The organism is Bradyrhizobium sp. USDA 4538 (assembly GCF_024171045.1).
Classification (GTDB): Bacteria; Pseudomonadota; Alphaproteobacteria; order Rhizobiales; family Xanthobacteraceae; genus Bradyrhizobium; species Bradyrhizobium australafricanum.
The window spans coordinates 3,686,714-3,711,600 of record NZ_JALJZE010000001.1 but is presented as its reverse complement, the minus strand read 5'-3'; the positions used below and the strand labels follow the sequence as shown (position 1 = coordinate 3,711,600).

Genomic DNA, 24,887 nt, shown 5'->3' with positions numbered 1-24,887 from the left:
TTTGTCGAGGAAGGGATCGTGGCCCCAGCTTCGCGCAATAATAAACGGTGGGGGTAATGGGTCCTGGCCTTCGCCAGGACGACGCTGAATATGCGGCGTCGCCGATGGTCATGGTTCCGCGCTCATGGCGCGGCTCGATCACGCACGATCTCAACTCGCCAGCGCCATCCCGGCTTCGTCCAGCGTCTGCAGGAACCCGTGCTCGATCACGGCATTCCTGCCGCGGCGCTTGGCGGCGTAGAGGGCGGCATCCGCAGCTTCGATCAGGTCGCCGGGGCGCTGGGTCTCGTTCGGCCTGGTCGTCGCGACGCCGACGCTGACGGTGACGACGCAATGGCTCGAGGATGCATGCGGCACGGCGAGGCCAAGCACGGCGGTGCGCACCGTCTCGCCGATCGCGAGCGCATGCGCGGCGTCGGTGTTCGGCAGCAAGAGGCAGAATTCCTCGCCGCCATAGCGGCCGGCGAAGCCCATGGCGTCGGCGGCGATCCCGGACAGCGCTTCGCCGATTCGGGTCAGGCAGGCATCGCCTTCGGGATGGCCGTAGGTGTCGTTGTAGAGCTTGAAGTGATCGACATCGATCATCATCAGCGACAGCTCGCATTCATATTGCTGCGCCCGCATCCATTCGAAGTCGAGCCGGCTCTGGAAGCCGCGGCGGTTGGCGAGGCCGGACAGCGCGTCGATCGAGGCCATCACGGTGAGACGATCGTTGGAGGCGACGAGCTCGCGCTCGCGCTGGCTGAGCTGCGCCGCCATGGCGTTGAAGGCGCGCGCCAGCGGCACGAATTCCGCCGGCAGCTTGTGCTTGGCGACGCGCGCCGACCAGTCGCCCTCGCCGAACCGCCGCGCCATGCCGGTCATCAGCTCGATCGGATGGATGACGAGCCGCTCGGCGCCGACCAGCGCACCCAACAAGACGAACAGGCAGACAAAGCCGAGCTGCAGATAGGCAGTTCGGATCTCGCGGTTGATCGCCGCCGTCACCTTGGCCTCGTCCATGCTCACGATCAGCCGGGACTGCGTGCCGGCGATGCGCGCGAAGCTCAGCGTGCGCTGTGCGCCGTCGGACGCCGTGAACGACACCGAGCCGGACGGCTCGTCATAGCTCAGCGCCTTCTCGGCGATCGCGGCCATCAGCGGGATGGTGTCGAGCGAGCGGCCGATCAGGCTCGCATGATCGGCGGGCGCGGCGATCACGACGCCGGTAGAGTCGACCAGCACGGCCGACATGCCGGGCTGGCCGCCGAGATTGGCCATGATCTGCGACAGCCAGTCGATATTGATGCCGGCGACCACCACGGCATCCTGCTCCGGATTGATCGCGGCGACCGGATAGGCGGCCATCATCATCGGGCGGCCGTTGGTCCTGCCGCGCAGATAGTCGCTGAACACGAAGCCGCGGTTGTCCTGCGCCTTCTTGAAATATTCGCGGTCGCCGACATTGAGGCCGACCTGGACGTTGAGGGTCGAGCATTGCACCAGCCCGTCCCTGGAGACGAACATGATGCTGCGGATCCAGGGCAGTACCGTCGGCAGGCTGGCGCGCAGCACCTCGCAGCTCTGCGCGATGCCGCCGGAGGCGCGGATATAGGCGGCGGATTTCAGCATGGTCTCGACCGAGGAGACCACCTCGCGCTGGGTTTCCGCGGCATGCGCGGTGAGGCTGGCATAGCCGGCCGCGGCCTGCGCGATCTGCTTGCTGCGGGAATCCTCCAGCGTGCGGACGCGGTCCAGCATCAGGGGCGCGACCAGCATCAGCGCAAGCAAGGCCAGCCGGGCACGAATTCCCAGAACCTTCTTGAGCCTGACCCGGTTGCGGTTGAAAGTGACGCCCGACATTCTATTCCCTTGCCCGTGCGCAAGTTAGAATGCAGGGCTTCAAAAAGCCTTTCCCGAATTTGGTAAAATTCGAGCCAACCCCCCGCACCTGTCAGAGAACGGCACAAGCATGACGCAAAGCCCGACCACGCCGTTACCGGCCGATTCACCACATGGCCTAGCCGCCGTCGAACGCGAGATCGCGCATGCCTGCAAGGAAGCGCGGCGCGACCGCGCGTCGGTGACCTTGATCGCGGTGTCGAAGACGTTCGCGGCCGACGCAATTTTGCCGATTATTGGCGCCGGACAGCGCGTATTTGGCGAAAATCGCGTCCAGGAGGCCAAGGGCAAGTGGCCGGCGCTAACCCAGGCTCATCCGGGATTGCAGCTGCATCTGATCGGACCGTTGCAGTCGAACAAGGCCAAGGAGGCCGTCGCGCTGTTCGATGCGATCCATTCGGTCGATCGCGCCAGCATTTGCGAAGCGTTAGCCAAGGAAATCAAAAATCAAGGCAAGCACCCGGAACTGTTCGTCCAGATCAATACCGGCGAGGAGCCGCAGAAGGCCGGCGTCGCGCCGCAGGACGCAGATACCTTCATCGCGGCATGCCGTGACACCTACGGCCTGCAGATATCAGGACTGATGTGCATCCCGCCGGTCGACCAGGCGCCGGCGCCGCACTTCGCGCTCTGCGCCAAGATCGCCGCGCGCAACGGGCTGACGAATCTCTCGATGGGCATGAGCGCGGATTTCGCGGTGGCGATCCAGATGGGGGCGACCCACGTGCGGGTGGGCTCGGCGATCTTCGGGACGCGGACGGTGCCGCATAACTAGTGTCGTCCTGGCGAAAGCCAGGACCCATACTCCGCGGCCATTGCATGGGACACGCGGCCAGATCGGCGGACAACAATTCACTTCGGTGGTTATGGGTCCCTGCTTTCGCACTAGGGCATTTACACATCTCTTCGAGGCTAGAAAACCGACTCATCATCAAGGGGTTAGCTACTAGGCGAGAGCCGAAATCGGCGGGCGCAACCCTAGTGCAGATGAGTAAGTTCTCTGCGGTTTTCGGCCAACTCTTTGAGAAGACTCCGGAAAGACTGCGGAGGATATGTATATACGCTAGTGCTTTCGCAGGGACGACAGCGGTGTGTGTGGCGCGTGCGCGGCCTACACGAACCGCACCGACACTTTTCCGATCGCGCCGAAATCGGCGGCGAATTCATCGCCGGCGGTGATCGGCAGCGGCGGGTGGCAGGTACCGGTGGTGACGACCTCGCCTGCCCGCAAGGTCAACCCGAGTGCGGAGAGTTCGTTGGCGCACCAGGCGAGCGCTGCGCGGGGATCGCCGAGCACGTTCTTGCCATGGCCGATATAGCGCTCGCCGCGCAGCGTGATGACCGGGCGGTCCTCGACCAGGTCGATCGCGCGCCAGTCAGCTGTCGTTGCGGGTCCGAGCACGAACAGATGCGCGCAGGCGTTGTCGGCGATCAGCTGCGCTTCGCCGGCGGAGGCGAAATCGGCGAAACGCGAATCCGGAATCTCGATCGCCGGATGCAGCGTGCCGACGGCCTCCAACACCTCCTGCACGCTGTAAGGCGTCGTGCGCGGCGCGAGATCGCGCGCCATGCGGAAGGCGTATTCCGGCTCGCCGACGCGCATCTCGTTGCCCTGCATCGACGCGGTGCCGCCATCCGGTATCACCGTCTCGGCAAGGATGCGCCCGGCGAGCGGTCCGGCGACATTGATGTGCTTCTGGCCGGCCGCGCTGGTCGCCGCGATCTTCCAGCCGAACAGTTTTTCGCGCGACTTCTTTTCCAGCCCGGCCTGCACCGCATAGCCCTCGGCGCGATCGCGCGGCCGAATTGCGCCATCGAGCGCGCCGAGTTTTGTTCCCGCGTGCCAGTGATCGTGCAGGACTTTTGCGGCGGCCGCGATTTTTTCGTTGTCGAGCATGCTTTTTCACTCCCGCGGGAATTATTTTCTGTTGTGTGCAATCTCAGCACAAACGCGTCGCGCCTGTCGCGTGGGAAAACCGATGCTGAGCTACTCCACCACCCTACCCAATAACGATCCGGGTTTGCGGCGACATCCGCCGCAACAGCCGCAGCATCGAGGCCTTTGTCATCGAGACGCAGCCCGCGGTCGGCGAAAAGTTCGGCCGCGCCAGATGCAGGAATACGGCGCTGCCGCGGCCGGCGACGCGCGGTGCGGCGTTGTGGTCGATCTCGATAATGAAGTCGTAGAGATGGTCCTCGCGAGTCAGGCGGTCGCCGCCTTGCATCCGATCGAGCCGGATCGGCTGGTTGTAGTGACGGTCGGCGGGGTCCTCGCACCAGGCGTCCTCGCGGCGGATCGGCCGGGTCGGCAGGAAAGTCGCCGGACGCTGGTGCCGGTCGGCGCGCCACCAGAGCTGGCGCGGATGGAAGACGCCGCGCGGCGTGCCGCCGTCGCCCTCGCGCTTGTTGGCGAGGATTCCGCCGCGCCCGAGCGCCACCGGCACGGTCCAGCCGTCGGCCGACAGCCAGCCCCGGCGCGGGTCGCCGGCGGCTGCTCGGACCTCGATGATGGAGAGCGGGCGATCACGTTTGGCTGTCATATAAGTGATTGAAATAGCTGACCTTCCCCTAAGAATCGTTCCAAACTGAGCTTGCCTTGGAGGTTCAGAACATCCTATCTCCCGGCATTACAGGACATTCACGTCCTGCCCCGCCGGATTTGAGGTAGACTGCGTTGCCTTGTGAATCGGTAACAATCGCCTACCTGAACACATATCTAGCCGATGTTACGGCCATAAGCGTCCTCTGCTTCTGACCGCCCGCCCCCGAAGGATTGTACCTATGGCCAATGCCCGCAAGATCTTGATCGTGGATGACGATACCGATCTGCGCGATACGCTGGTCGAGCAGCTGTCGCTGCACGAGGAATTCGAAGCCTCCGCAGTCGACACCGGCGCCAAGGGCGCCACTGCCGCCAAAGCCAATTCCCCCGATCTGGTCCTGATGGACGTCGGCCTGCCCGACACCGACGGCCGCGAAGTGGTCCGCTCGCTCCGCAAGGGCGGCTTCAAGGCTCCGATCATCATGCTGACCGGCCACGACACCGATTCCGATACGATCCTGGGGCTCGAATCCGGCGCCAACGACTATGTGGCGAAGCCGTTTCGGTTCGCGGTGCTGCTGGCCCGGATCCGGGCGCAGCTCCGCCAGCACGAGGCCAGCGAGGACGCGGTGTTCTCGGTCGGTCCGTACTCGTTCCGGCCCGGCTCGAAGATGCTGACCGGCGCCAATGCCAGGAAGGTGCGGCTGACCGAGAAGGAAACCGCGATCCTCCGCTTCCTCTACCGCGCCGGCCAGATGCCGGTGTCGCGCGAGACGCTGCTCCAGGAAGTTTGGGGCTACAATTCCGGTGTCACCACCCACACGCTGGAAACCCACATCTACCGCCTCCGCCAGAAGATCGAGAAGGACGCCGCCAACCCGGAAATCCTGGTGACGGAAGCCGGTGGCTACAAGCTGGTGCCGTGATACGCTTTGCGCTCAACGATTCGTGAAATCGAGGCGCACCGCGGTTACCGGACCTGAATGTCGATCGATGATGACGTAGCCCTGCTCGAGCGGGTCCCGACAATGCGTCTGTTGGGCGAAAGCTCCTTGCGCATGCTGGCGATCGGCTCCGAGCAACGTGATTTCAACGCAGGCGACGTGCTGTTCAAGGCCGGCGACGCCGCGGACGCCGGCTATGTCGTGCAGCGCGGCACCTTCCGCGTCGAGGAAGGCGGCGCCGAGATCATCGCCGGTCCCGGCGCGCTGATCGGCGAGCTCGCATTGATCGTCGCGATGAAGCGGCCATCGACCGCCACCGCGCTGGAGCGCGGCTCGGTGATCCGAGTCGCGCGCAGCCTGTTCCAGCGCGTGCTGGAAAGCGATCCCGCCGCGGCCCTTCGGCTGCGCGACGAGCTCGCGCTGCGCACCAGCCAGCTCGCAAGCGATATCCTGATGGCGGGCGGGAAGCTGAGCACGTAGTGCCTCGTCGTCCCGGACAAGCGAGCATCGCGAGCGCGATCCGGGACCCATACGCCGCGGCCCATCTTTGGGCACGCGGGTCGACGGCTTTGCCAATTTCAGGACCCTGTGGTTATGGGTCCCTGCTTTCGCACTAGGGCATGCACACATTTCTGAGGCTCCATCCGAGAGCGACGGCGCGGAAGTAATCGAGACCGTTTTTGAAGGTGATGGGGCCTGGTGGCTTGGAGGACGGATAGCCGTCCCATCCTCCAATGCGGCCGATAATCCAGGCCGCCCAGGCAAGACGATCGGACGGATGCGGGTTCTTCAGTCGTCTGTTCCTGGCTTCAAGCTGCTGATTGAGGGCGGTCAACGCATCGATCTCGCTGGGATTGAAGGCAACGTGAAGCGACTGCTGGCTCCCGTTGCGCGCTTGCAGGAGCTGGATGGTGATGATCGCGGCCTTGGCAGCGATGGCAACCAATTTGAGAAGCCGGCCGGCGGTGCCGATCTGGCTATCCTCGAGCTTGAAGCCCTGCGTCTTGAGGACGCGGAAGAACTGCTCGATGATCCAGCGCTGCTTGTACCAGGCGACAATGCGCCAGGCATCGTCTGAACTGGTGACCTCGTGAGAGGTGAGAAGACGCCAGTGCAACGGCTCGACGTTGGGATCGGCATTGATCTCGCGGACGTCAACGATGGCCAGATGCAGGCTTTTCGGCAAATGGCGCAGGAACTTGCTTTGCGGCCGGGCCAGCTCGATTGCGCCGAAGCGAAGTTCGAGGTCCATCGGACGTGCAGGCCGCCCCGCACGCGCAGGCAACTCGATGATGCGACGCTCTACCGCCGTCATGGCGTCGATCGCCGCATACAAACCCGTCGTGTCGGCCAGCTTGCGATCATGCATGCTGCGGGCGATCACGCGGTAGTCTTGCTCGGCTGCGCTGGCATAAAGAGCAAAGATGTCGCTCTCGCGGTCACCAAGCAGGGTCACCATTGCAGCACCGGTAAGCAGCGGCTTGGCCGCAAGGGCGGTGGCAATCCAGCGCTGCGATTCCTTGTCCGACAGGTCGCGGCTGTCATGCGAGACGCTCCGAGGGCCTTCACGCGTCCACACCTCGCCGCTCAAAAGTCCCAGGCAGGTGCCATTGTCCGCATCCACCGCCAGCATCGGGTGCAGCAGCACGCCGTGGTGATTGCCCTTGCCGATCTCCCCGAGCCCGCGCCGGCGTTGCGGCGTGGTGTTGAAGTGGATCTCGCTGGTGTCCTGGATCGCCAAAACATGGCGGCCTGTAACCGCCGCAGCCGTGCTTTCGCTCCAGCTTTCGATGATGCGCTCCTTCGTCACCTTGGAGTTACCGAGAAAGCGGTTGAACCGCACCTCCAGCGCGCGGTCTCCCTTGGAAAGCCGCCGAAGGCATACATCCTTGCCCGCGACCATGCGTCCGATGAGCGCCGCCCCCCTTTATCGAGACGACCATCCTCGAACCGGCCCAACGTCCAGTCAATCCGCGACAACATGCTGGCACCTCCGCCCAAGCCGAAGTGCCGTAATAGAAGTCACCGAGACCCCCGATTCTGGAATCCCCAATCTCTGACCCGAGTCAATCCGTCGCACCAGATGTGTGCATCCCCTAGTGCTTGCGCAGGGACGACAACTCTAGACCTCCATCACCGCCGTCACCGGCGCGTGGTCCGACGGGCGCTCCCAGCTGCGGGCGTCGCGGGTGATCTTGAAATCGCTGACCTGATCCTTCAGCGCGCGCGAGACCCAGATGTGATCGAGCCGTCGGCCGCGATCGCCGACGGTCCAGTCCGCCGCGCGGTAGCTCCACCAGGTGTAGACCTTTTCCGACATCGGGATCCGCTCGCGCGCGATGTCGAACCATTCGCCATGCGCCTGCGCGGCGAGCAGCTTCTCGGTCTCGACCGGCGTGTGCGAGACCACCTTGAGCAGCTGCTTGTGCGACCACACGTCGTTCTCATGCGGCGCGACGTTGAGGTCGCCGACCAGGATGTGACGGTCGTCGCCGCGCGGATGCAGCGGCTCGCAGGCCTTCATCTCGTCGAGGAATTGCAGCTTGTGCTCGAATTTCGGATTGAGCGCGGGATCGGGAATGTCGCCGCCGGCCGGCACGTAGAAATTATGCAGCACCAGTGGCTTTGACAGCTGCGCCTTCTCGCCGAAGGACACCGAGATGTGTCGTGAATCGATCTTGTCGCAGAACGTCCTGATGTCGGTCGTCTCGAACGGCAGGCGCGAGACGATGGCGACGCCGTGATAGCCCTTCTGTCCGTTCAGCGCGACGTGCTCATAGCCGAGCCGCTTGAAGCGCTTGAGCGGAAACGCATCGTCGATGCATTTGGTCTCTTGCAGGCACAGCACATCCGGCCGCGCGCTCTTGATGAACTTGGCGACGGTGTCGATGCGCAGGCGCACCGAGTTGATATTCCAGGTGGTGACGGAGAACCGCATGAGAGGTGCGTCTTAGCACGGTTCTCGGTGCGGATTTCAATTGTCCACAGGGAGGCTCCCACCTCGCCCCGCTTGCGGGGAGAGGTGGATCGCATGGAGCGAAGCGCAATGTGATCCGGGTGAGGGGGACTCACCGCGTACTCGCGTCTTTCGGATTCCTGGAGGCAGCCCCTCACCCCAACCCTCCAAGAGCGAGCTTCGCTCGTCTCGACCCCGCAAGAGCGGGGCGAGGGAGAAGGAAAGGCGGTCAGCCCGGCGAGGTGCCGGGATAGGTCGTGAAGTCGATCTTGAACAGCGCCGGATCGGGCTTCTGCGTCGCGTCGAGATTGTAGACCGCAACTGTCGTGTCGTAGCCCTGCGGGTCGGTAACGGTCCACTGCTTGAGCTTGCCGTCCTTGGCGCCGATCATCAGCAGGAAGCGGCTGGTGCCGACCAGCGCCTGCTTTTCCTCGATCGTGATGCTGACGAACACGTCGTCGGCGGTGACGCTGATGACGTTGGTGTCCTTCATCAGGTCGATGCGGTCCGACAGCAGATAGCGCAGCGGGGTCTGCGACAGCGGATAGACGTCCTGGGTGGCGAGCCTGCGGTCGCGCACCGCGACCGAGGAGCCGTCGGCGATCACCTCGATCGGGCTCGGATCGTCATATTCGAAGCGCAGCTTGCCGGGCTTCTGGATGTAGAAATCGCCCTTGGTCTTGGTGCCGTCGGGGCCGACCTGGACGAAATTTCCGACCAGCGTTTGCAGCGACGAGAGATAGGCCGAGACCTTGGCGGCCTGCGCCTTCTGGTTGGCGTCGAAGGTCTGGAAGATGTTGGCGGGCACGTTGCGGCGCGGATCGGGAATCACCGGGTTCGGCGGTGCCTGGGTGGCGCCCGTCGTGGTCGGGCCCTTGTCCGCATTGGTCTGCGCGCCGGCGTCCTTCTTTGGCGCAGCCTTGGATCCGGCGTTGGGTGCGGGCTTCGGGGGCGGCGCATTCTGCGCAGTCGCAGCGCCGGCGATCGCGGCGGTGACGAGAAGAGCCAGCGCGGTGCGCGTGCCGCGGTCAATGAGGTGTTTTGCCATCAGATATGTCAGGTCTCTGTTCGACGCTCGTCCCGCTGCGCCGGATTTTATCCCGCCTCTTCCGAGGGAGATATGGTTTTTCCGTGATGATCGCCCCCGATCAGAACTGGCCTTCTTCCTCCCCGACCAGGATTTCGCGCTTTCCGGCGTGATTCGCCGGGCCGACGATGCCCTCAAGTTCCATCCGCTCCATCAGCGAGGCCGCGCGGTTATAGCCGATCTGCAGCCGGCGCTGGATGTAGGAGGTCGACGCCTTGCGGTCGCGCTTGACGATCGCAACCGCCTGCGTGAACAGATCGCCGCCGCCGTCGCCGCCCATGCCGGTGGCATCGAACACGGCGCCGTCCTCGTCGGTCGGCTCTTCCGCGGTGACGGCTTCGAGATATTCCGGTGCGCCTTGCGTCTTGAGGTGACGCACGACCTTCTCGACTTCCTCGTCCGAGGCGAACGGGCCGTGCACGCGGCTGATGCGGCCGCCGCCCGCCATGTAGAGCATGTCGCCCTGGCCGAGCAGCTGCTCGGCGCCCATCTCGCCAAGGATGGTGCGGCTGTCGATCTTCGACGTCACCTGAAAGGCGATCCGGGTCGGGAAGTTCGCCTTGATCGTGCCGGTGATGACATCGACCGACGGACGCTGCGTGGCGAGGATGACATGCAGGCCGGCGGCGCGCGCCATCTGCGCGAGGCGCTGCACCGCGCCTTCGATGTCCTTGCCGGCGACCATCATCAGGTCGGCCATCTCGTCGACGATGATGACGATGTAGGGCAGCGGCTCGAGGTCGAGCTTCTCTTCCTCGTAGATCGCCTTGCCGCTCTCCTTGTCGAAGCCGGTGTGGACGGTGCGCGTCAGCTCTTCGCCCTTGGCCTTGGCTTCGACGAGGCGCGCATTGTAGCCGTCGATGTTGCGCACGCCGAGCTTGGCCATCCGCTTGTAGCGCTCTTCCATCTCGCGCACGGCCCATTTCAGCGCCACCACCGCCTTCTTCGGATCGGTGACGACGGGCGTCAACAGATGCGGGATGCCGTCATAGACGGAGAGTTCGAGCATCTTCGGATCCACCATGATCAGGCGGCATTGATCCGGCCGCAGCCGGTAGACCAGGCTCAGGATCATGGTGTTGATCGCGACCGATTTGCCGGAGCCGGTAGTGCCGGCGATCAGCATATGCGGCGTGCGCGCCAGATCGATGATGACGGGGTCGCCGCCGATCGTCTTGCCGAGGCACAGCGGCAGCTTCGCAACCGAATCGACGCTTTCCTTGGCGACCAGAAGCTCGCGCAGATAGACCTTCTCGCGATGCGCGTTGGGCAGCTCGATGCCGATCGCGTTACGGCCGGCGACGACCGCGACGCGGGCCGACAGCGCGCTCATCGAGCGCGCGATGTCGTCGGACAACCCGATCACGCGCGACGACTTGATGCCGGGCGCCGGCTCGAGCTCGTACAGCGTGACCACCGGGCCGGGATTGGCCTTGACGATCTCGCCGCGCACGCCGAAGTCCTGCAGCACGCCCTCGAGCGAGCGCGAATTGGCTTCGAGCTCGGCCTTGCTCAGCGGCTGTCGATCGCTGGCCTTCGGCGCACTGAGCACGGAGACCGAGGGCAGCTCGAACTTGTCGGAATTCTTCTTCTTCGGCTTCGGCTCGGCCTTCTTGCGCGGGGCGCGGGCGGCGGGAGCTTCGTCCTCCTCGTCCTCCTCTTCCTCATCGTCGTCGAAAGCTTCAGCTTCGTCCTCATCATGGTCTTCATGCGCGGGCGCGATCGAGGGCGCCGAGCGGCCGCCGCCGATATTCGGCTCCTGGCGCTCGAACGCGGCGCTGCGGCCCTGGGCTCCGCTCGAGACCAGCGATTTGTAGGCGGTGGTCAGCAGCCAGCCGAGCCGCGCTTTCGCGCTCATCAGCGCATGGAACAGCCAGCCCAGCGAGACCGAGCTGCGGTCGTTGTCTTCGTCCTCGACGAACGGCTCGTCATCGTCGGAGATCGGCGTCAGCTCGTCGTCCTGCTCCTTGGCGCCCCAGCCGCAGGCGAACAGGAAGCTTGCCGCCATCGCGACGAACAGGATCAGGCCGAGCACGACGCGATAGATGAAGCCGGGCGGGCCGAACACGACGGCCGGTGCACGCAGCAGCGCGTCGCCGACCACGCCGCCGAGCCCGGTCGGCAGCGGCCACGCAGTGTTGTGCGGCCAGCAGCTGGCGAAGCCTGCCGCGATCACGGTGCACAGGATCCAGCAGCCGAGCCGCAACGCCTCGCGGTCGAATGGGCGATGCGTCAGCATCCGCCAGCCCCATACCGCGACCGGCAGCACCAGCATGATCGCGCCGAGGCCGAGAATCTGCATCAGGAGGTCGGCGCCGATCGCGCCGGGATAGCCGAGCACGTTGCGGATCGCGCGCGAGGTGGCGTGGCTCAGCGACGGATCCTGCACCGACCAGGTCATCAGCGCCGCCGTGATGGCGCCGGACAGCGCGATCAGGCCGAGCCCGGTGAGTTCGCGCAGCCGTCGCGCCAGCGCCTCGCGGAGCGAGAGCGGCAGATGGCCGACCAGGGGGATGACACGTTCGATCGCTGGCATACTCAATCTTCGCGCTTCGCGATTAACCCAGGGTTTCGACCAGGCGATGCATCGCCTCGGCCGTCGATTCACTGTCGGAGACGAGCGCGAGGCGGATATAGCCCGCGCCCGGATTGGAACCGTCGGTCTGCTGGCGCGCCAGATAGCTGCCGGGAATCACGCGCACGCCGGCGTCGCGATAGAGCCTGACCGCCGCAGCCTCGTCGCCGCCGCGCTCGGAGACGTCGAGCCAGACGCAGAAGCCGCCGGCGGGACGCTTGTAGCCGTAGCGGTTGCCGAGGATCTGGTCGGCGAAATCGAACTTGATGCGATAGAGCCGGCGGTTCTCCTCGACATGCGCCTCGTCGCTATAGGCGGCGACCGCGACATGCTGCAGCGGCACCGGCACCTGCGGTGCGGCGACATTGCGCAGCTCGTGGAATGCGGCCAGAAACTTTCTATCGCCCGCGGCGAAGCCGACGCGCATGCCCGGCAGGTTCGAGCGCTTCGACAGCGACTGGAACGCCACGACATTGCTGAAGTCGGGACCGGCGCATTCCAGAATGCTGCCCGGCGCCTCGCGGGTGTAGATCTCCGAATAGCACTCGTCGCTCAGGATGATGAAGCCGAAGCGATCGGCGAGTTCCTTCAGTCGCGTGAAATAGGCGCGCGAGGCGACCGAGCCCTGCGGATTGGCGGGCGAGGCGATGAAGAACGCGACGGTGCGCGCCAGCGTCGCCTCGTCGATCGAATCAAGGTCGGGCAGGAAGCCGTTGCCGAGCGTCGTCGGCAGGTAGATCTGCTCGCAGCCGGCCGCGCGGGCGCCGGCGCCATAGGCCGGATAGAACGGGTTCGGCATCAGGATCGCCGGCCGGCCCTTGCGCGGCGCGACGTAGCGCGAGGCTGATATCGCGGCAAAGAACAGCCCCTCGCGGCTGCCGTTCAGCACCATCACTTCGCTCTCCGGATCGACCGGCCGCGGCAACTGGAACCGGCTTCCCAGCCAGGTCGCGACGGCGCGGCGGAACGGTTCGATGCCCTTGGCGATCGGGTATCGGCCGAACTCGGCGGTATGTTTTGCCAGCACCGGCCCGACGAAATCGGGCACCGGGTGCTGCGGCTCGCCTAATGACAACGTAATCAAGGGCTTGGCGGGCTGATACGGCGCCAGCAGCTCGGTCGTACGCAGGAAAGGGGAACGCTCGGCCTGGCCGGCGGATGCGACATCGCCGGCGCCCTGCGCCAAGCCGGATGAGGCGGTCATTGCCATGATTGAAATGCCAGCACTTTCACTGCGGTCGGAGGGTAGGGGCGCCGACCGTAAACCGATCAAATCACCATAGATAGGGCGAGGTTAAGACGCGATTAACCATCGGCGGCGCGGCACGATCGGCCGACGCGTGATATCAGCGCAGATCCCAAGGCACCGCATCGAAATTGCTCCGAGACATGATCCACCGCCGCGCCGTCCGGGCGCTCATCATCACCGGCGAGCGCGAAGTCCTGCTGATGCGGATTCGCAGGGCGGCGACTGCTTCTGGATCGCGCCGGGCGGCGGCGTCGAGGGCGACGAGACGGCTGAAGCGACGCTGCAGCGGGAACTGGCCGAGGAGTTGGGGCTGATCGATTTCGAGCCCGGGCCCGCCGTCTGGCGGCGGCACCACACCTTCAACTGGGGCGGCAGGCGGATTTCCCAGAAAGAGGAATACCGGATCGTTCACGCGGATCGCTTCACTCCCGTGATGGCCGACGAGGCCGAGGCAAAGGTGCTCGATTGCTTCCGCTGGTGGCCGATCGCCGACCTATCCGGTGCGAGCGAGCGCCTCACGCCGCTGTCGCTTGCAGACATTCTCGAATGCTATTTGCGCGACGGTGCACCGAGCGAGCTGCCGGATGAGGAAGTTTTGATCAACTGACGCGGCTCGATGGCGTGACCCACAACTTGTCATGCCCGGGCTTGACCCGGGCATCCATCGACTAGGCCAGAATCTTGCGAAGCGGGATGGATGGCCGGGGCAAGCCCGGCCATGACGATTCGAATTTGCCGGTCCATCCGGGCTACGCGCGCGATGGGTGACCTCTACCGCGCCGGCAGCTTCTCGAACGACGGCTTGCCTTCGGGCAGGTGGTGGAAGGTCTGCTTGTCGCAGGTGTAGATCGTCATCTGCGGGGCGAACACCGAGGGGTCGTCGAAGGTGCCGACCTTCAGGATGGTGGCGGGCAGGCCCGGCACCTTGGTCACGAGATGCGTGCCGCACTCCGGGCAGAACTCCCGCGTCACGGCGCGGTCGAGATCCTTGCGGGTGAACTGCTTGGGCTCGCTGGCGGTGTATTTGAAGCCGGTGGTCGGCATTGCCATGAACATGTTCGGTCCGCCGCCCGTGATGTACTGGCATTCCCGGCACAGGCACTGCGCCGCCATCATCGGCTCGCCCTCGGCCTCATAGCGCACATTGCCGCAATAGCATCTGCCCTGCACCTTCATGACGTCCTCCCGTTTTCGTTGTTTGTGGCCTGTCATTCCACAATGGCAGGCAATTCCGACAATATTTTCTCAAGCCGCGGAAAAAAGAAAGGGGCCCCAGCTTGCGCTGGAGCCCCTCAACGGTCCGGACATTGCCGGGTATGTGCCCGAACCGTAGTTCTGGACCCGGCCCCGGAGGGAGCCAGAGTCCCGGGAGAACCCAAATTAACGGCCCTCAAGGGCCGTTAATTTTACATGTTGTAGGCGCGCTCCGTATGCTCGGTGATGTCGAGGCCTTCACGCTCGGTCTCGACGTTGGCGCGCAGGCCGACGATCACGTCGACGATCTTGTAGAGGATCGCCGAACCGATGCCCGACCACACCAGCGTGGTGCAGACGCCCCAAACCTGCGAGATCATCTGCGCCGCGAAGTCGTAATCGGCGACCTTCGGCGGGATCGCGGTGTAGTCGATGATGCCTGCACCGCCGAGCGCCGGGTTGACCAGGATGCCGGTGCCGAGCGCGCCGACGATGCCGCCGACGCAGTGGACGCCGAACACGTCGAGCGAGTCGTCATAGCCGAGCGCGTTCTTCACGACCGTGCAGAAGAACAGGCAGACCACGCCGACCACGAGGCCGAGCACGATGGCGCCCATCGGACCGGCATAGCCGGCCGCCGGGGTCACCGCGACGAGGCCCGCGACCGCGCCCGAGAGCGCGCCGAGCAGCGAGGGGTGGCCCTTGATGATCCATTCCGCGAACATCCAGGCCAGCGCCGCCGCGGCAGTGGCCACGAAGGAGTTGGTCATGGCGAGCGCCGCGCCGCCATTGGCTTCGAGGTTGGAGCCGGCGTTGAAACCGAACCAGCCGACCCAGAGCAGCGAGGCGCCGATCATGGTCATGGTCAGCGAGTGCGGAGCCATCAGCTCCTTGCCGTAGCCGGTCCGCTTGCCGATCAGCAGCGCGCCGACCAGGCCGGCGATACCCGCGTTGATGTGCACGACGGTACCGCCCGCGAAGTCGATCGCGCCCTTCTTGAAGATCCAGCCGGCATCGGCGTTGATCTCGTCGAGCTTGGCCTGCGCCGCGGTCTTGGCCGCGCCGTCAGCCGCGGCGGCGAGCGCCTTGGCGGCATCCTGGATCGCGTCCGGGCCCGGCCAGTACCAGACCATGTGCGCGATCGGGAAATAGATCAGCGTCACCCAGAGCGGGATGAACAGCGCGATCGCCGCGAACTTCATGCGTTCGGCGAAGGCGCCGACGATGAGGGCCGGCGTGATCGCCGCGAACGTCATCTGGAAGCACATATAGATGAGTTCCGAGATGTTGGCGTCGACCGAGAAGGTCGCCGCCTTCGAGTCCGGCGTGACGCCCATCAGGAAGGCCTTGGAGAAGCCACCGATGAAGTCGGAACCGCCGGTGAAAGCGAGGCTGTAGCCGTAGAGGGCCCAGAGCACGGTGACGAGGCAGACCGTGTAGAACACCTGCGCCAGCACCGAGAGCATGTTCTTGGAGCGGACCAGGCCGCCATAGAACAGCGCGAGGCCCGGGATGGTCATCAGCAGCACCAGCACCGTCGAGGTCAGCATCCAGGCGTTGTCGCCCTTGTTGACGGTCGGCTCGGCGTAGGCGGCGGTCGCGGCGAACAGGCCGACTGCAAGGGCCGCCAGTCCCGCGCCATAGGGACGCTTGAACGTCATGTTATTTCACTCCTGAGGTCTTTAAGGTTTGAGCGCGAAATCAGAGGGCCGCGGCATCGGCCTCGCCGGTGCGGATGCGCACGGCGTGTTCGAGGCTGATGACGAAGATCTTGCCGTCGCCGATCTGGCCGGTCTTGGCGGCGGAGGTGATGGCGTCGATGGTCTTGTCGACCTGATCGGAATTGACCGCGACCTCGATCTTGATCTTCGGCAGGAAGCTCACGGCATATTCGGCGCCGCGATAGATTTCCGTGTGGCCTTTCTGACGGCCGTAGCCTTTGACTTCCGTCACCGTGAGACCGTGAACGCCAATGGCGGTCAGGGCGTCACGGACCTCTTCGAGCTTGAATGGCTTAATGATCGCCATAACAATTTTCATGAGTCCTATCCCCGCTTGGGCCCGGTGCGAATCAACACCGGGAGTTTCGACTGAGGTTCACCACGCGGAGGACATCCACTACGCGGGCACAGCCTGGACCCTTAGAATCAAATGCCGTGCCAAACGGCCGGAGTTCGCTAATGGATTATGAATCCGGATCTTTTCCCGCTTTACGGGTGGGAGGTGCCCCTGCGCTATTCCGCCGCGCCTAAAATATGGTCAGGCCTGTCTAGAACGCAGGCACGGCTAACTCCGGACACAATTCTGCTCAGCCGCGGGGCAGCAGGCGGTATCCGGCGAAGGCTTCTGGGCCCGCCCCCGCGGTCCGCGAACGCCCTCTCGATCATTTCGCCGTTCGCGTCTGTCGGACGATCGCGCGATGGGAATTTGATGTTGGGTTTCATCGGCTTGTTTGGGTTCCCACCCGAAACGGGACCGGCGCGACGACAGTTGCGGGCAGCCTCGCCGCGTCGTTCTGTGCGAAGCGGACAAGGGCTCGCATCAGGTACGCCCGCCCGGACAGCAAATGCTGGACTTTTGCCGGCGCTCGTTACCGATCGTTAGCTGTCTGTAACATTGTCGTTCCGGCGTTAACGCCGCGGTTGCCGTCGTTGCGCTATTGCCGCCGCATAAGAACTTCAATGACAGGTGGGGCAACCAATGATTGATCGTATCCGCGCGCTGCTCGAGCAGCAGCCGATGATTTCGCTGGATTTCAACACAATCACCGACGACACGAATCTCTATGACGCAGGACTGACATCCTTCGCCACGGTGCAGGTGATGCTGGCGCTTGAGGAAGAGTTCAACATCGAATTTCCCGAGGCGATGCTCACGCGACGGACCTTCTCGTCGCTCGCCAACGTCGCGGACGCCGTTTCACGGCTGACACAGCGGGCGGCGTAAAACCATGAGCGTGGTGAGAAAGATAGAGCCCGTGCCGGCCTCTGCCGCCACGCCGGCCGAGCGCATGCGTCGGGTCGCCAAGGTCGCGGCGCAGCAGGTCGATGCGGTAGACCGTGAGGGCCGCTTCCCGGCCGATACCATCGAAGCATTGAAGCGCGAGCGCCTGCTCGGCGTCGCGATTCCCGTCGAGCATGGCGGGGAGGAATTGGGCACCATGGAGATCGCGGAGCTGATCGTTCAGCTCGCCCAGGCGTGCGGCTCGAGCGCCATGATCTACGCCATGCACCAGATCAAGACGTCGAGCTTCGTCAGCCATGGCGGCGCCAGCGACTGGCATCTGGCCTATATGCGCCGCATTGCGGCGGAGCAGTTGCTGATGGCCTCGGCGACCACGGAAGCCGGCATCGGCGGCAATCTGCGCAATTCGATCTGTGCGGTCGAAGTGGCAGACGGCCGCTTCTCGCTGACAAAGGAAGCAACCGTTATTTCCTACGGCCGCCACGCCGACGCGATTCTTGCCACGGCGCGGCGCGCTCCCGACGCGGCAAGCTCCGATCAGGTGATGGTCGTCATTCCCGCGGACCTGAACCGCACGCTGGAGCGCACCTCCGTATGGGATACGCTCGGAATGCGCGGCACCTGTTCGGACGGTTTCCATCTCGTCGCGCACGGTGACGCGGCGCAGATCTTCCCCAAGCCGTTCTCGGAGATCGCGGCACAGTCGATGCTGGCGAGCTCGCATATCTTCTGGGCGGCGACCTGGTTCGGTATCGCCACCGATGCCTTCAATCGCGCGCAAGCATTCGTCAAGGCTGCGGCGCGCAAGCAGGCGGATGGAAGTCTGCCGCCGGGCGCGCTTCGGCTCGCCGAGGCGGCCGCCCTGCTTCAGGAGATGAAGGGTCACCTCACGGCCGCCATTGACCGCTTCGATGCGGCCAAGGGCAATGACGACGCGCTCTCCTCGATTGGCTTCACCGCCGAGATCAACGCGTTGAAGGTCGCTGCGAGCGAGAAGGCCGGGGCGATCGTGCGGCTCGCCATGCTGATCAACGGCATCGTCGGCTACAAGAACGGCACGCCGTTCAGCGTCGGCAGACACCTGCGCGATGTGAGCTCAGCGCCGCTGATGATTTCGAACGACCGTATTCTTTCCAACACCGCGACGCTCCTGCTGATGAGCCGCTTTGACACCAGCCTGAGAGGTTGAGATGGACGCCAAGACGTTCGATGCCAAGAGCCTGCTCGACACCCTGTTCGACAAGAGCATCCTGTTCAAGACCGGAGTAGACGGGCTTTATGGCCGCTCCGGCGTTTTCGAAGACGTGATCGAGCGCTTTGAGCGGCTCGTGACCAGCATCGGAGCGCCAGACAAGGCAACCCGCATCCACTTCCCACCGGGCATGAGCCGCGCCACGCTTGAAGGCAGTGGCTATATGAAAAGCTTCCCGCAGCTTGCAGGCTGCGTACATTCCTTCATGGGCGGCGAGCGCGAGCATGCGCGGCTTCTCGGCATGATGGCTGCGGGAGAGGACTGGACCGAGCTGCAGCAGGCGACGAACGTCGTGCTGACGCCAGCCGCCTGCTATCCGCTCTATCCGACCGTTGCCGCGCGCGGTCCGGTGCCCGATGACGGTGTGCTGTTCGAGCTTTCCTCCTATTGCTTCCGTCATGAGCCTTCCAAGGATCCCGCGCGCATGCAGCTGTTCCGTATGCGCGAATTCGTCCGCATCGGTACGGCCGAGCAGGTGTGCGCCTTCCGCGAAAGCTGGCTGGAGCGCGGCAAGGCGATGATCGAATCCCTCGACCTGCCCTGCGAGGTTGATCTCGCCAACGATCCGTTCTTCGGTCGCGGCGGCAAGATGATGGCCAACAACCAGCGCGACGAGGGACTCAAGTTCGAGCTGCTGATCCCGGTAACCAGTATCGAGAAACCGACGGCCTGCTTGTCCTTCAACTATCATCGCGACCATTTTGGCCAGACCTGGGGCCTGAAGTTCGCGGATGGCAGCCTGTGCCACTCGGCCTGCGTCGGCTTCGGGCTGGAGCGCGTGGCGCTCGCGCTGTTCCGCCATCACGGCCCTGAGGTCGAGGCATGGCCGGCTTCCGTGCGTGACACGCTTTGGGGCAACTGAAATGCAGAGTGCCATCGCCGGGCTCGATCCGGCCGACTACAAGCCGCACCTGCTACACGACGCGGAGCGACGATGGCCGCAGACCAACTGCTATGTCGATCTTCTGATCGAAGTCATGCATGCGAACGGGAATGACCCGGTCGCTGCGCTCGGCTTCACCGTGGCGCAGGATTTCGAAGGCGACCAGTTCACGTTCTTCAAGTTCCCGACGGCCGACCTGCAGCGATTGGCCGGCCTGGATATCCAGGAACTGTCCGTGTTCGATCGTCTGGAGGCGCACGTTCTCAATCAGATCGAGCGCGGGCGGCTGCCGCTGGTCGAGGTCGATGCCTTCTACCTGCCCGACACGAAGGGCATCACCTATCGCAGTGGCCATTCCAAGACGACGATCGGCGTCAACGTGCTCGTTCCCGGGCGCCGCCACATGGCCTACTTCCACAACGACGGCTACTTCGCCCTGGACGGCGAGGACTATGACGGCATTTTCGGGCAGCGCAACGACGCGCCGGCCGGCGGCCTGCCGCTATTTCCCTATGCCGAGTTCGTCAAGTTCGACACCATGCGCCCCTCGCGCGATCCGGTCAGTGCGGCCACGGAAATCCTCGCGCAGCATCTGCGGCGGAGGCCGAAGCGCAATCCGCTCGATGCCTACGCGGCCGTGTTCGGCGGCCATGCCGAGGCACTGGCCGCCCGGTCACCGGAGTATTTTCACGTCTACGCCTTCAACACGTTGCGGCAGGTGGGCGCCAATTTCGAACTCCTCTCCAGTCATCTGGAATGGCTGGGACGGCACGGCGAGGCCGGTCTGGCCGAGGCGATCGAAGCCGCCGCGGCAATCGCCGAGGGCGCCAAGGTCATGCAATTCAAGCTCGCCCGCGCCATGGCCCGGCATCGGTTCGATGGGCTCGCGGACGCCATCGGGCCGATGGCCAAGGCCTGGCAAACGGTGATGGACGCTCTGGACGGTCGCATGGCGGATCTCGCCAGCAAGGCAGCGTAGGACCGGCCTGCCGGTCATGGGAATGCATGTGTATGGACGCTTTGGTGTCGACGACCGACACGGCCGAGCCTCTGGACAGCGGCTGGTGCATGGTCGTCTCGCCGGCCGGCGCGTGGGCGTCTCCGGCGGCGATCGACGGCAGCGCCGAATGGCTGGAGGCGGCGTGCCCCGGCACGGCCGCTGCTGCGCTGGAGCGGCTCGGCCGCTGGGACCGCAACCATCCCACTCCGCTGCACGACCAGGACGTCTGGTATCGTCGCCGGCTCGACGTCACCGGCCCGGCCCGTCTCGTATTTGACGGCTTGGCGACGGTTGCAGAGGTCTGGCTCGACGATCGCCTCGTGCTGTCCTCGACCTCGATGTTCGAGCGCCATGATGTGGCCCTGACGCTTGCCGGCGGCGAGCAACTGGCCATCGCATTCCGCAGCCTCGACCGCCATCTGGAAACCCTGACCGGTCCGCGTGCGCGCTGGCGGCCGCGCATGATCGACGATCAGCGGCTGAGGCTCGTACGGACCACGCTGATCGGCCATATGCCGGGTTGGTCCCCTGGCTTCGACATCGTCGGACCGTGGCGACCGATCAAGCTGATCCGCGATACCAACCGGCAAGGCGTGCGCGATGTGCAAATGCAGGCCGACCTCGCCGGCACAACAGGGCATCTTTCCATCGCGATCACGCTGGTCGAGCCGTTTGATGACGCGCCGGCCACGGTCGCCTGTGCGGGCGCTGTCGCCGCATTGACCTTAGAGACAGCGACGCGGCTGACGGCGAAACTGGATATTGCGAACGTTGCGCCATGGTGGCCGAGCAGCCATGGCGATCCGGCGTTGCACGAGGTTGTCGTCACGCTCGGCTCGATGCGAGTAACGCTCGGCCGCGTCGGCTTCCGGCATATCGAGATCGATCGCGGCACCGACGGACGCGGCTTTCGGCTGGTCGTCAACGGCGTATCCGTCTTTTGTCGCGGCGCGGTGTGGACGCCGTCCGACCCGGTGCGGCTGCCGTCCTCACGCGAAGAGATCGCGCGCGACCTCGATCTTGCACGACGGGCGGGCGTCAACATGCTCAGGGTCGGCGGCACGTTCGTCTACGAGGGCGACGCGTTTCACGAGCTCTGCGACGAGATGGGCATCCTGGTCTGGCAGGACCTGATGCTCGCCAATTTCGACTATCCGGCGAAGGACGAGGCCTGGTGCGCGTTGCTCTCGCGCGAGGTCGAGGACCTGCTCACGCGGCTCAGGCATTCGCCATCACTCGCCGTTCTGTGCGGCGGCAGCGAGGTGGCGCAGCAGGCGGCGATGATGGGCATGCCGATGTCGATGGATCCGACGCCCTGGTTCGACAAGGTGGTGCGCCCCATCGCCGAAGCGCAGCGTCCCGACCTGGTGCTTGTGACGTCATCGCCATCCGGCGGCAACCTGCCTTTCACGGCTGATGGCGGGCCGATGCATTATTACGGGGTCGGCGCCTATTGCCGCCCGCTGGATGACGCGCGCCGCGCCGAAGTACGCTTCGCGAGCGAATGCCTTGCCTTTGCCAATGTGCCTGACCAGGCAACGCTGGATGCGCATCTGCCGGTGCCGCCGGTGCACGATCCGCGCTGGAAGGCGGGTGCGCCGCGCGACGTCGGCGCGTCGTGGGACTTCGAGGATGTGCGCGAGCACTATCTGGAAACGCTTTTTTCCGTCGACGCGCGCCGGCTGCGCATCGAAAATACCAGACGCTATCTCGAGCTCTCCCGTGCGGTGACGACCGAGATAGTGGAGCGCACCATCGACGAATGGCGCAGACCCTGTTCGCCGACGGCTGGAGCGCTGCTGTTCTTCTGGAAGGACTTGCGGCCGGGCGCGGGTTGGGGCGTGGTCGATTCGACCGGCCGGCCTAAGCCGGTCTGGCACGGGCTGAGGCGCGCATTTGCCCCGCTACGGCTGATCCTGAGCGACGAGGGCGTCAACGGGCTGACCGTCCATGCTATCAACGATACCGCGAAGACCGTTCGGGCGACATTATCGCTGACCTGTCTGCGGGACGGCGTCACGCCGGTGGTGTCGGCGCGCCAACCGATCAGCGTGCCGGCGCACAGCGGCCTGTCGCTTTCGGCCTTCTCGGTACTCGGCGCCTTTTTCGATATTTCCTACGCCTATCGCTTCGGGCCGCCCGGACATGAGGTCACCGTTGCAAGGCTGGAAGGCGACGACGGGAAGGTCTTTGCCGAGGCCTTCCATGTGCTGCCGGGTGTCATGACCGCGCAGCGCGACGTCGGCCTGACTGTGAGTTTGGTGCGTCGGAAGGACGCGTGGCGGCTGCGGCTGGCCTGCAAACGCGCGGCCTACCACGTCTCCATCCAGGACGATCGGTTCGTTCCAACGGAGAACAATTTCCACCTGATGCCGGGCATCGAGCGGGAGGTCGGCCTTGACGGTCCGCGCCTGGCGACACCTGGCGGCGCGGTGACAGCGCTCAATGCCGATCGCGACGCGAGCTACGAGGTGCCGAGAGCGGAAGCATTGGAAGTCGTGCGGACAAAGGAGTCCGCCGGGAGCATGACATGAAACCAGTTGTCTTTGCCGATACCATCGGCTGGCTGAACGTAGCGAAGGGGCGGCGGGGCGTTGTCATCGCCGGCGCGCATGGTCATGAGGATCTGTGCAGTCGCCGATTCCTGAAGCTGTTGTCCGACAGGGCGGCCGCGGCGGGCCTGCCTGTCCTGCTGTTTGACTATCCCGGCTGCGGCGACGCCGCCGGCGACGATTCGGCGCCGGGCCGGGTGATGGCCTGGACCGCAAGCATCGGCGCGGCGATCGACCGGTTGAAGCGGGATTGCGGCGTGGAGGATGTCATCCTCGCCGGCTTCCGTCTCGGCGCGCTGCTGGCCCCGCTCGCTGCGGCGGGGCGGGACGACGTCGCAGGCCTTGCGCTGCTCGCGCCACCGAGTTCCGGCAAAACCTATGTGCGCGAAATCACCGCGATGTCGCGCGTGATCGATGGGTCGCTCGCCAAGAGCGCCGCAAGCGACGCGACGTTCGCCGAGGGCCGCGAGGCCGTCGGCTTCCGGCTTTCGCATGAGACGCTCGCCGATCTGTCGAGGCTGGATTGGCGGCGGGCCGTCGCGGCCCTTCCGCCCCTGCCGATGCTTTTGATCGCGAACGGAAAGCCGTTGGCAGGCTCTGAAATCCGCGACGGTCGAACTTCTTTCGAAGGCGCGACAATCGCGGAGTTCAAGGACTATCACCTGCTCATGTGCGACCCGACCGCGAACCGGATCCCGGCCGACGTTGTCGATTGCTGGGCGGATTGGTTGTCCGACCGGGCCGTCGCCGGCGTAGCTCGGGGCGTCGTATCCTTGACCGGCCGCGAGCTAATGGAGGGATCGCACTACACGGAAGAGCCGGTTGTGATCAGGCAGGCGCCATTGATCTGTGGCGTGCTGACCCGGCCACGTGACGGCCATGCTGCGGCCGATCCGGTCATCTTCCTCAACTCCGGCGGGGTGCCGCATGTCGGTTGGGCGCGCGGCACGGTCGAGGCGGCGCGCGAGCTTGCCGCCGCCGGCGTGGCGTCGCTTCGCATTGACCTGCCGGGCCTCGGCCTGAGCGACGATGCCGGGAGCAATCGTCTGTTCCTCTATGATTCCCGCACCCGCTTCGACGTCAGCGCGGCGATTGACTGGATGCAGCGGGCGGGCTTTGCCGAAGTCGAGCTTGTGGGCACATGCTCGGGCGCCTTCCAGGCCTTTCACACTGCGCGCGCGGACCGCCGCGTCCGCGCCCTGACCATGATCAACCCGCTCTGCTTTGCCTGGAACAGTTCCTACGCGCTGGAGCTTACGGCCTGGAAAGCATACGAAACCTCCAAGGCGAATCGCGGAAGCCAGCAACAGATCGGTCCGGCGGACGGGCCTGCGATGACGACCAGGTCCGCCTGGAAGCTGTCAGTGTCAGATAGCGCCAGGCGGCTGGTGCGGCGCGGATTGGAAGCCGTCAAGTCGACGCTATCGGCGATGCATCCGTCCGCCTTGCTTGGCCGTAACCGCGTCGAGCGCTGGATGCGCGAGCTTTGTAGCCGCGGCGTGCGCGTCCTCATGGTCACCTCGGACGGCGATCTCAGCCTGCAGGAGATCGCACGGCATTTCGGTCAGGACGGCAAACGGCTCACAAGCATCCCTGGAGTGACGCGGTTGACGCTGCCGAATGCCGACCATTCGCTGACGTCTCGTCATGCGCGGCGCGCTGTCGTCGCGCGCCTGATCGACCACCGCGGCGGCGGCAGGCGCGGAGGATCGAACCGTCCCGATACCGTGCGGGTCACGGTGCAGCATGCCGAGGTGAAGTCTAAATCGATGGCGCTGTCATGAACGGTTTGGCCGCTCCAGCGACGA

The 24,887-nt window shown here is 64.9% G+C and carries 21 protein-coding genes; 10 read left to right on the top strand and 11 right to left on the bottom strand.

The features are described 5' to 3' along the window. Positions 1-150: 150 nt before the first annotated feature. Positions 151-1,842, bottom strand: coding sequence for a diguanylate cyclase domain-containing protein (locus J2R78_RS16680; protein ID WP_253605701.1), 1,692 nt, complete (start codon positions 1,840-1,842; stop codon positions 151-153). A 109-nt stretch (positions 1,843-1,951) separates the two neighbouring features. Here J2R78_RS16680 and J2R78_RS16675 point away from each other — a divergent pair, with 109 nt between their 5' ends. Further along, entirely contained in the window at positions 1,952-2,656 is a 705-nt protein-coding gene (locus J2R78_RS16675; protein WP_253605691.1) for a YggS family pyridoxal phosphate-dependent enzyme, read from the top strand. Positions 2,657-2,992: 336 nt separating this feature from the next. Here J2R78_RS16675 and J2R78_RS16670 read toward each other — a convergent pair whose 3' ends face one another. After that, positions 2,993-3,778 carry a 2-keto-4-pentenoate hydratase gene (locus J2R78_RS16670; RefSeq protein ID WP_253605689.1) on the bottom strand — a complete coding sequence of 262 codons (786 nt, stop codon included), beginning with the start codon at positions 3,776-3,778 and terminating at the stop codon, positions 2,993-2,995. Between the two features lie 103 nt (positions 3,779-3,881). Beyond that, positions 3,882-4,421 carry a L,D-transpeptidase gene (locus J2R78_RS16665; protein WP_253605687.1) on the bottom strand — a complete coding sequence of 180 codons (540 nt, stop codon included), beginning with the start codon at positions 4,419-4,421 and terminating at the stop codon, positions 3,882-3,884. 241 nt (positions 4,422-4,662) lie between these two features. On the opposite strand from J2R78_RS16665, the gene J2R78_RS16660 reads away from it, so the two are divergent. Both J2R78_RS16660 and J2R78_RS16655 read left to right on the top strand, forming a co-directional pair. After that, positions 4,663-5,349 carry a response regulator transcription factor gene (locus tag J2R78_RS16660; RefSeq protein ID WP_016841446.1) on the top strand — a complete coding sequence of 229 codons (687 nt, stop codon included), beginning with the start codon at positions 4,663-4,665 and terminating at the stop codon, positions 5,347-5,349. A gap of 57 nt (positions 5,350-5,406) precedes the next feature. Further along, positions 5,407-5,847, top strand: a complete 441-nt coding sequence (locus J2R78_RS16655; RefSeq protein WP_076833662.1) for a cyclic nucleotide-binding domain-containing protein — start codon at positions 5,407-5,409, stop codon at positions 5,845-5,847. A gap of 133 nt (positions 5,848-5,980) precedes the next feature. Here the strand turns inward: J2R78_RS16655 and J2R78_RS16650 are convergent, their stop codons facing one another. From J2R78_RS16650 to J2R78_RS16630, 5 genes are all read right to left on the bottom strand, one after another. Then, the gene (locus J2R78_RS16650; protein ID WP_225642830.1) at positions 5,981-7,270 is read right to left on the bottom strand and encodes an IS4 family transposase; all 1,290 of its coding nucleotides are present in this window, start codon (positions 7,268-7,270) and stop codon (positions 5,981-5,983) included. Positions 7,271-7,489: 219 nt separating this feature from the next. Further along, entirely contained in the window at positions 7,490-8,305 is an 816-nt protein-coding gene (locus J2R78_RS16645) for an exodeoxyribonuclease III (protein WP_253605685.1), read from the bottom strand. A 247-nt stretch (positions 8,306-8,552) separates the two neighbouring features. Next, complete coding sequence (locus tag J2R78_RS16640) at positions 8,553-9,371, bottom strand: outer membrane lipoprotein carrier protein LolA (protein WP_028335823.1); 819 nt, start codon at positions 9,369-9,371, stop codon at positions 8,553-8,555. A 100-nt stretch (positions 9,372-9,471) separates the two neighbouring features. Further along, a complete protein-coding gene (locus J2R78_RS16635) occupies positions 9,472-11,952 on the bottom strand; it encodes a DNA translocase FtsK (protein ID WP_253605683.1) in 2,481 nt (826 codons plus the stop codon). A gap of 16 nt (positions 11,953-11,968) precedes the next feature. Then, a complete protein-coding gene (locus J2R78_RS16630) occupies positions 11,969-13,195 on the bottom strand; it encodes an aminotransferase class I/II-fold pyridoxal phosphate-dependent enzyme (protein WP_253605681.1) in 1,227 nt (408 codons plus the stop codon). A gap of 130 nt (positions 13,196-13,325) precedes the next feature. Here J2R78_RS16630 and J2R78_RS16625 point away from each other — a divergent pair, with 130 nt between their 5' ends. Further along, a complete protein-coding gene (locus tag J2R78_RS16625) occupies positions 13,326-13,841 on the top strand; it encodes an NUDIX domain-containing protein (RefSeq protein ID WP_253605679.1) in 516 nt (171 codons plus the stop codon). Positions 13,842-14,005: 164 nt separating this feature from the next. Here the strand turns inward: J2R78_RS16625 and J2R78_RS16620 are convergent, their stop codons facing one another. The 3 genes from J2R78_RS16620 to J2R78_RS16610 all read right to left on the bottom strand — a co-directional run bounded on the left by J2R78_RS16620 (position 14,006) and on the right by J2R78_RS16610 (position 16,468). Continuing rightward, on the bottom strand, positions 14,006-14,410 hold the full coding sequence (locus tag J2R78_RS16620; protein ID WP_253605677.1) for a GFA family protein: 405 nt from the start codon (positions 14,408-14,410) through the stop codon (positions 14,006-14,008). 230 nt (positions 14,411-14,640) lie between these two features. After that, entirely contained in the window at positions 14,641-16,089 is a 1,449-nt protein-coding gene (locus J2R78_RS16615) for an ammonium transporter (RefSeq protein ID WP_057020316.1), read from the bottom strand. 40 nt (positions 16,090-16,129) lie between these two features. Then, a complete protein-coding gene (locus J2R78_RS16610) occupies positions 16,130-16,468 on the bottom strand; it encodes a P-II family nitrogen regulator (protein WP_024583097.1) in 339 nt (112 codons plus the stop codon). 660 nt (positions 16,469-17,128) lie between these two features. Between J2R78_RS16610 and J2R78_RS16605 the strand changes: the two genes are divergently transcribed. From J2R78_RS16605 to J2R78_RS16580, 6 genes are read left to right on the top strand one after another with little or no spacing between them, the layout of a single operon-like run. Continuing rightward, on the top strand, positions 17,129-17,374 hold the full coding sequence (locus tag J2R78_RS16605; RefSeq protein WP_057020315.1) for an acyl carrier protein: 246 nt from the start codon (positions 17,129-17,131) through the stop codon (positions 17,372-17,374). A 4-nt stretch (positions 17,375-17,378) separates the two neighbouring features. Next, entirely contained in the window at positions 17,379-18,581 is a 1,203-nt protein-coding gene (locus J2R78_RS16600) for an acyl-CoA dehydrogenase family protein (RefSeq protein ID WP_253605675.1), read from the top strand. Position 18,582: 1 nt separating this feature from the next. Beyond that, positions 18,583-19,506: an amino acid--[acyl-carrier-protein] ligase gene (locus J2R78_RS16595; protein WP_253605673.1), complete on the top strand. Its 924-nt coding sequence runs from the start codon at positions 18,583-18,585 to the stop codon at positions 19,504-19,506. 1 nt (position 19,507) lies between these two features. After that, positions 19,508-20,506, top strand: coding sequence for a DUF1839 family protein (locus tag J2R78_RS16590; protein WP_253609838.1), 999 nt, complete (start codon positions 19,508-19,510; stop codon positions 20,504-20,506). 44 nt (positions 20,507-20,550) lie between these two features. Beyond that, positions 20,551-23,061, top strand: a complete 2,511-nt coding sequence (locus J2R78_RS16585; protein WP_253605672.1) for a glycoside hydrolase family 2 protein — start codon at positions 20,551-20,553, stop codon at positions 23,059-23,061. Next, a complete protein-coding gene (locus J2R78_RS16580; protein ID WP_253605670.1) occupies positions 23,058-24,863 on the top strand; it encodes an alpha/beta fold hydrolase in 1,806 nt (601 codons plus the stop codon). The genes J2R78_RS16585 and J2R78_RS16580 overlap by 4 nt, the downstream gene beginning before the upstream one ends. Positions 24,864-24,887 lie beyond the last annotated feature (24 nt).

Coding starts and splice junctions, on each gene's coding strand:
- J2R78_RS16680 (WP_253605701.1), bottom strand. CDS start 1,842: ATGTCGGGCGTCACTTTCAACCGCAACCGGGTCAGGCTCAAGAAGGTT.
- J2R78_RS16675 (WP_253605691.1), top strand. CDS start 1,952: ATGACGCAAAGCCCGACCACGCCGTTACCGGCCGATTCACCACATGGC.
- J2R78_RS16670 (WP_253605689.1), bottom strand. CDS start 3,778: ATGCTCGACAACGAAAAAATCGCGGCCGCCGCAAAAGTCCTGCACGAT.
- J2R78_RS16665 (WP_253605687.1), bottom strand. CDS start 4,421: ATGACAGCCAAACGTGATCGCCCGCTCTCCATCATCGAGGTCCGAGCA.
- J2R78_RS16660 (WP_016841446.1), top strand. CDS start 4,663: ATGGCCAATGCCCGCAAGATCTTGATCGTGGATGACGATACCGATCTG.
- J2R78_RS16655 (WP_076833662.1), top strand. CDS start 5,407: ATGTCGATCGATGATGACGTAGCCCTGCTCGAGCGGGTCCCGACAATG.
- J2R78_RS16650 (WP_225642830.1), bottom strand. CDS start 7,270: ATGGTCGCGGGCAAGGATGTATGCCTTCGGCGGCTTTCCAAGGGAGAC.
- J2R78_RS16645 (WP_253605685.1), bottom strand. CDS start 8,305: ATGCGGTTCTCCGTCACCACCTGGAATATCAACTCGGTGCGCCTGCGC.
- J2R78_RS16640 (WP_028335823.1), bottom strand. CDS start 9,371: ATGGCAAAACACCTCATTGACCGCGGCACGCGCACCGCGCTGGCTCTT.
- J2R78_RS16630 (WP_253605681.1), bottom strand. CDS start 13,195: ATGGCAATGACCGCCTCATCCGGCTTGGCGCAGGGCGCCGGCGATGTC.
- J2R78_RS16620 (WP_253605677.1), bottom strand. CDS start 14,410: ATGAAGGTGCAGGGCAGATGCTATTGCGGCAATGTGCGCTATGAGGCC.
- J2R78_RS16615 (WP_057020316.1), bottom strand. CDS start 16,089: ATGACGTTCAAGCGTCCCTATGGCGCGGGACTGGCGGCCCTTGCAGTC.
- J2R78_RS16610 (WP_024583097.1), bottom strand. CDS start 16,468: ATGAAAATTGTTATGGCGATCATTAAGCCATTCAAGCTCGAAGAGGTC.
- J2R78_RS16605 (WP_057020315.1), top strand. CDS start 17,129: ATGATTGATCGTATCCGCGCGCTGCTCGAGCAGCAGCCGATGATTTCG.
- J2R78_RS16600 (WP_253605675.1), top strand. CDS start 17,379: ATGAGCGTGGTGAGAAAGATAGAGCCCGTGCCGGCCTCTGCCGCCACG.
- J2R78_RS16595 (WP_253605673.1), top strand. CDS start 18,583: ATGGACGCCAAGACGTTCGATGCCAAGAGCCTGCTCGACACCCTGTTC.
- J2R78_RS16590 (WP_253609838.1), top strand. CDS start 19,508: ATGCAGAGTGCCATCGCCGGGCTCGATCCGGCCGACTACAAGCCGCAC.
- J2R78_RS16580 (WP_253605670.1), top strand. CDS start 23,058: ATGAAACCAGTTGTCTTTGCCGATACCATCGGCTGGCTGAACGTAGCG.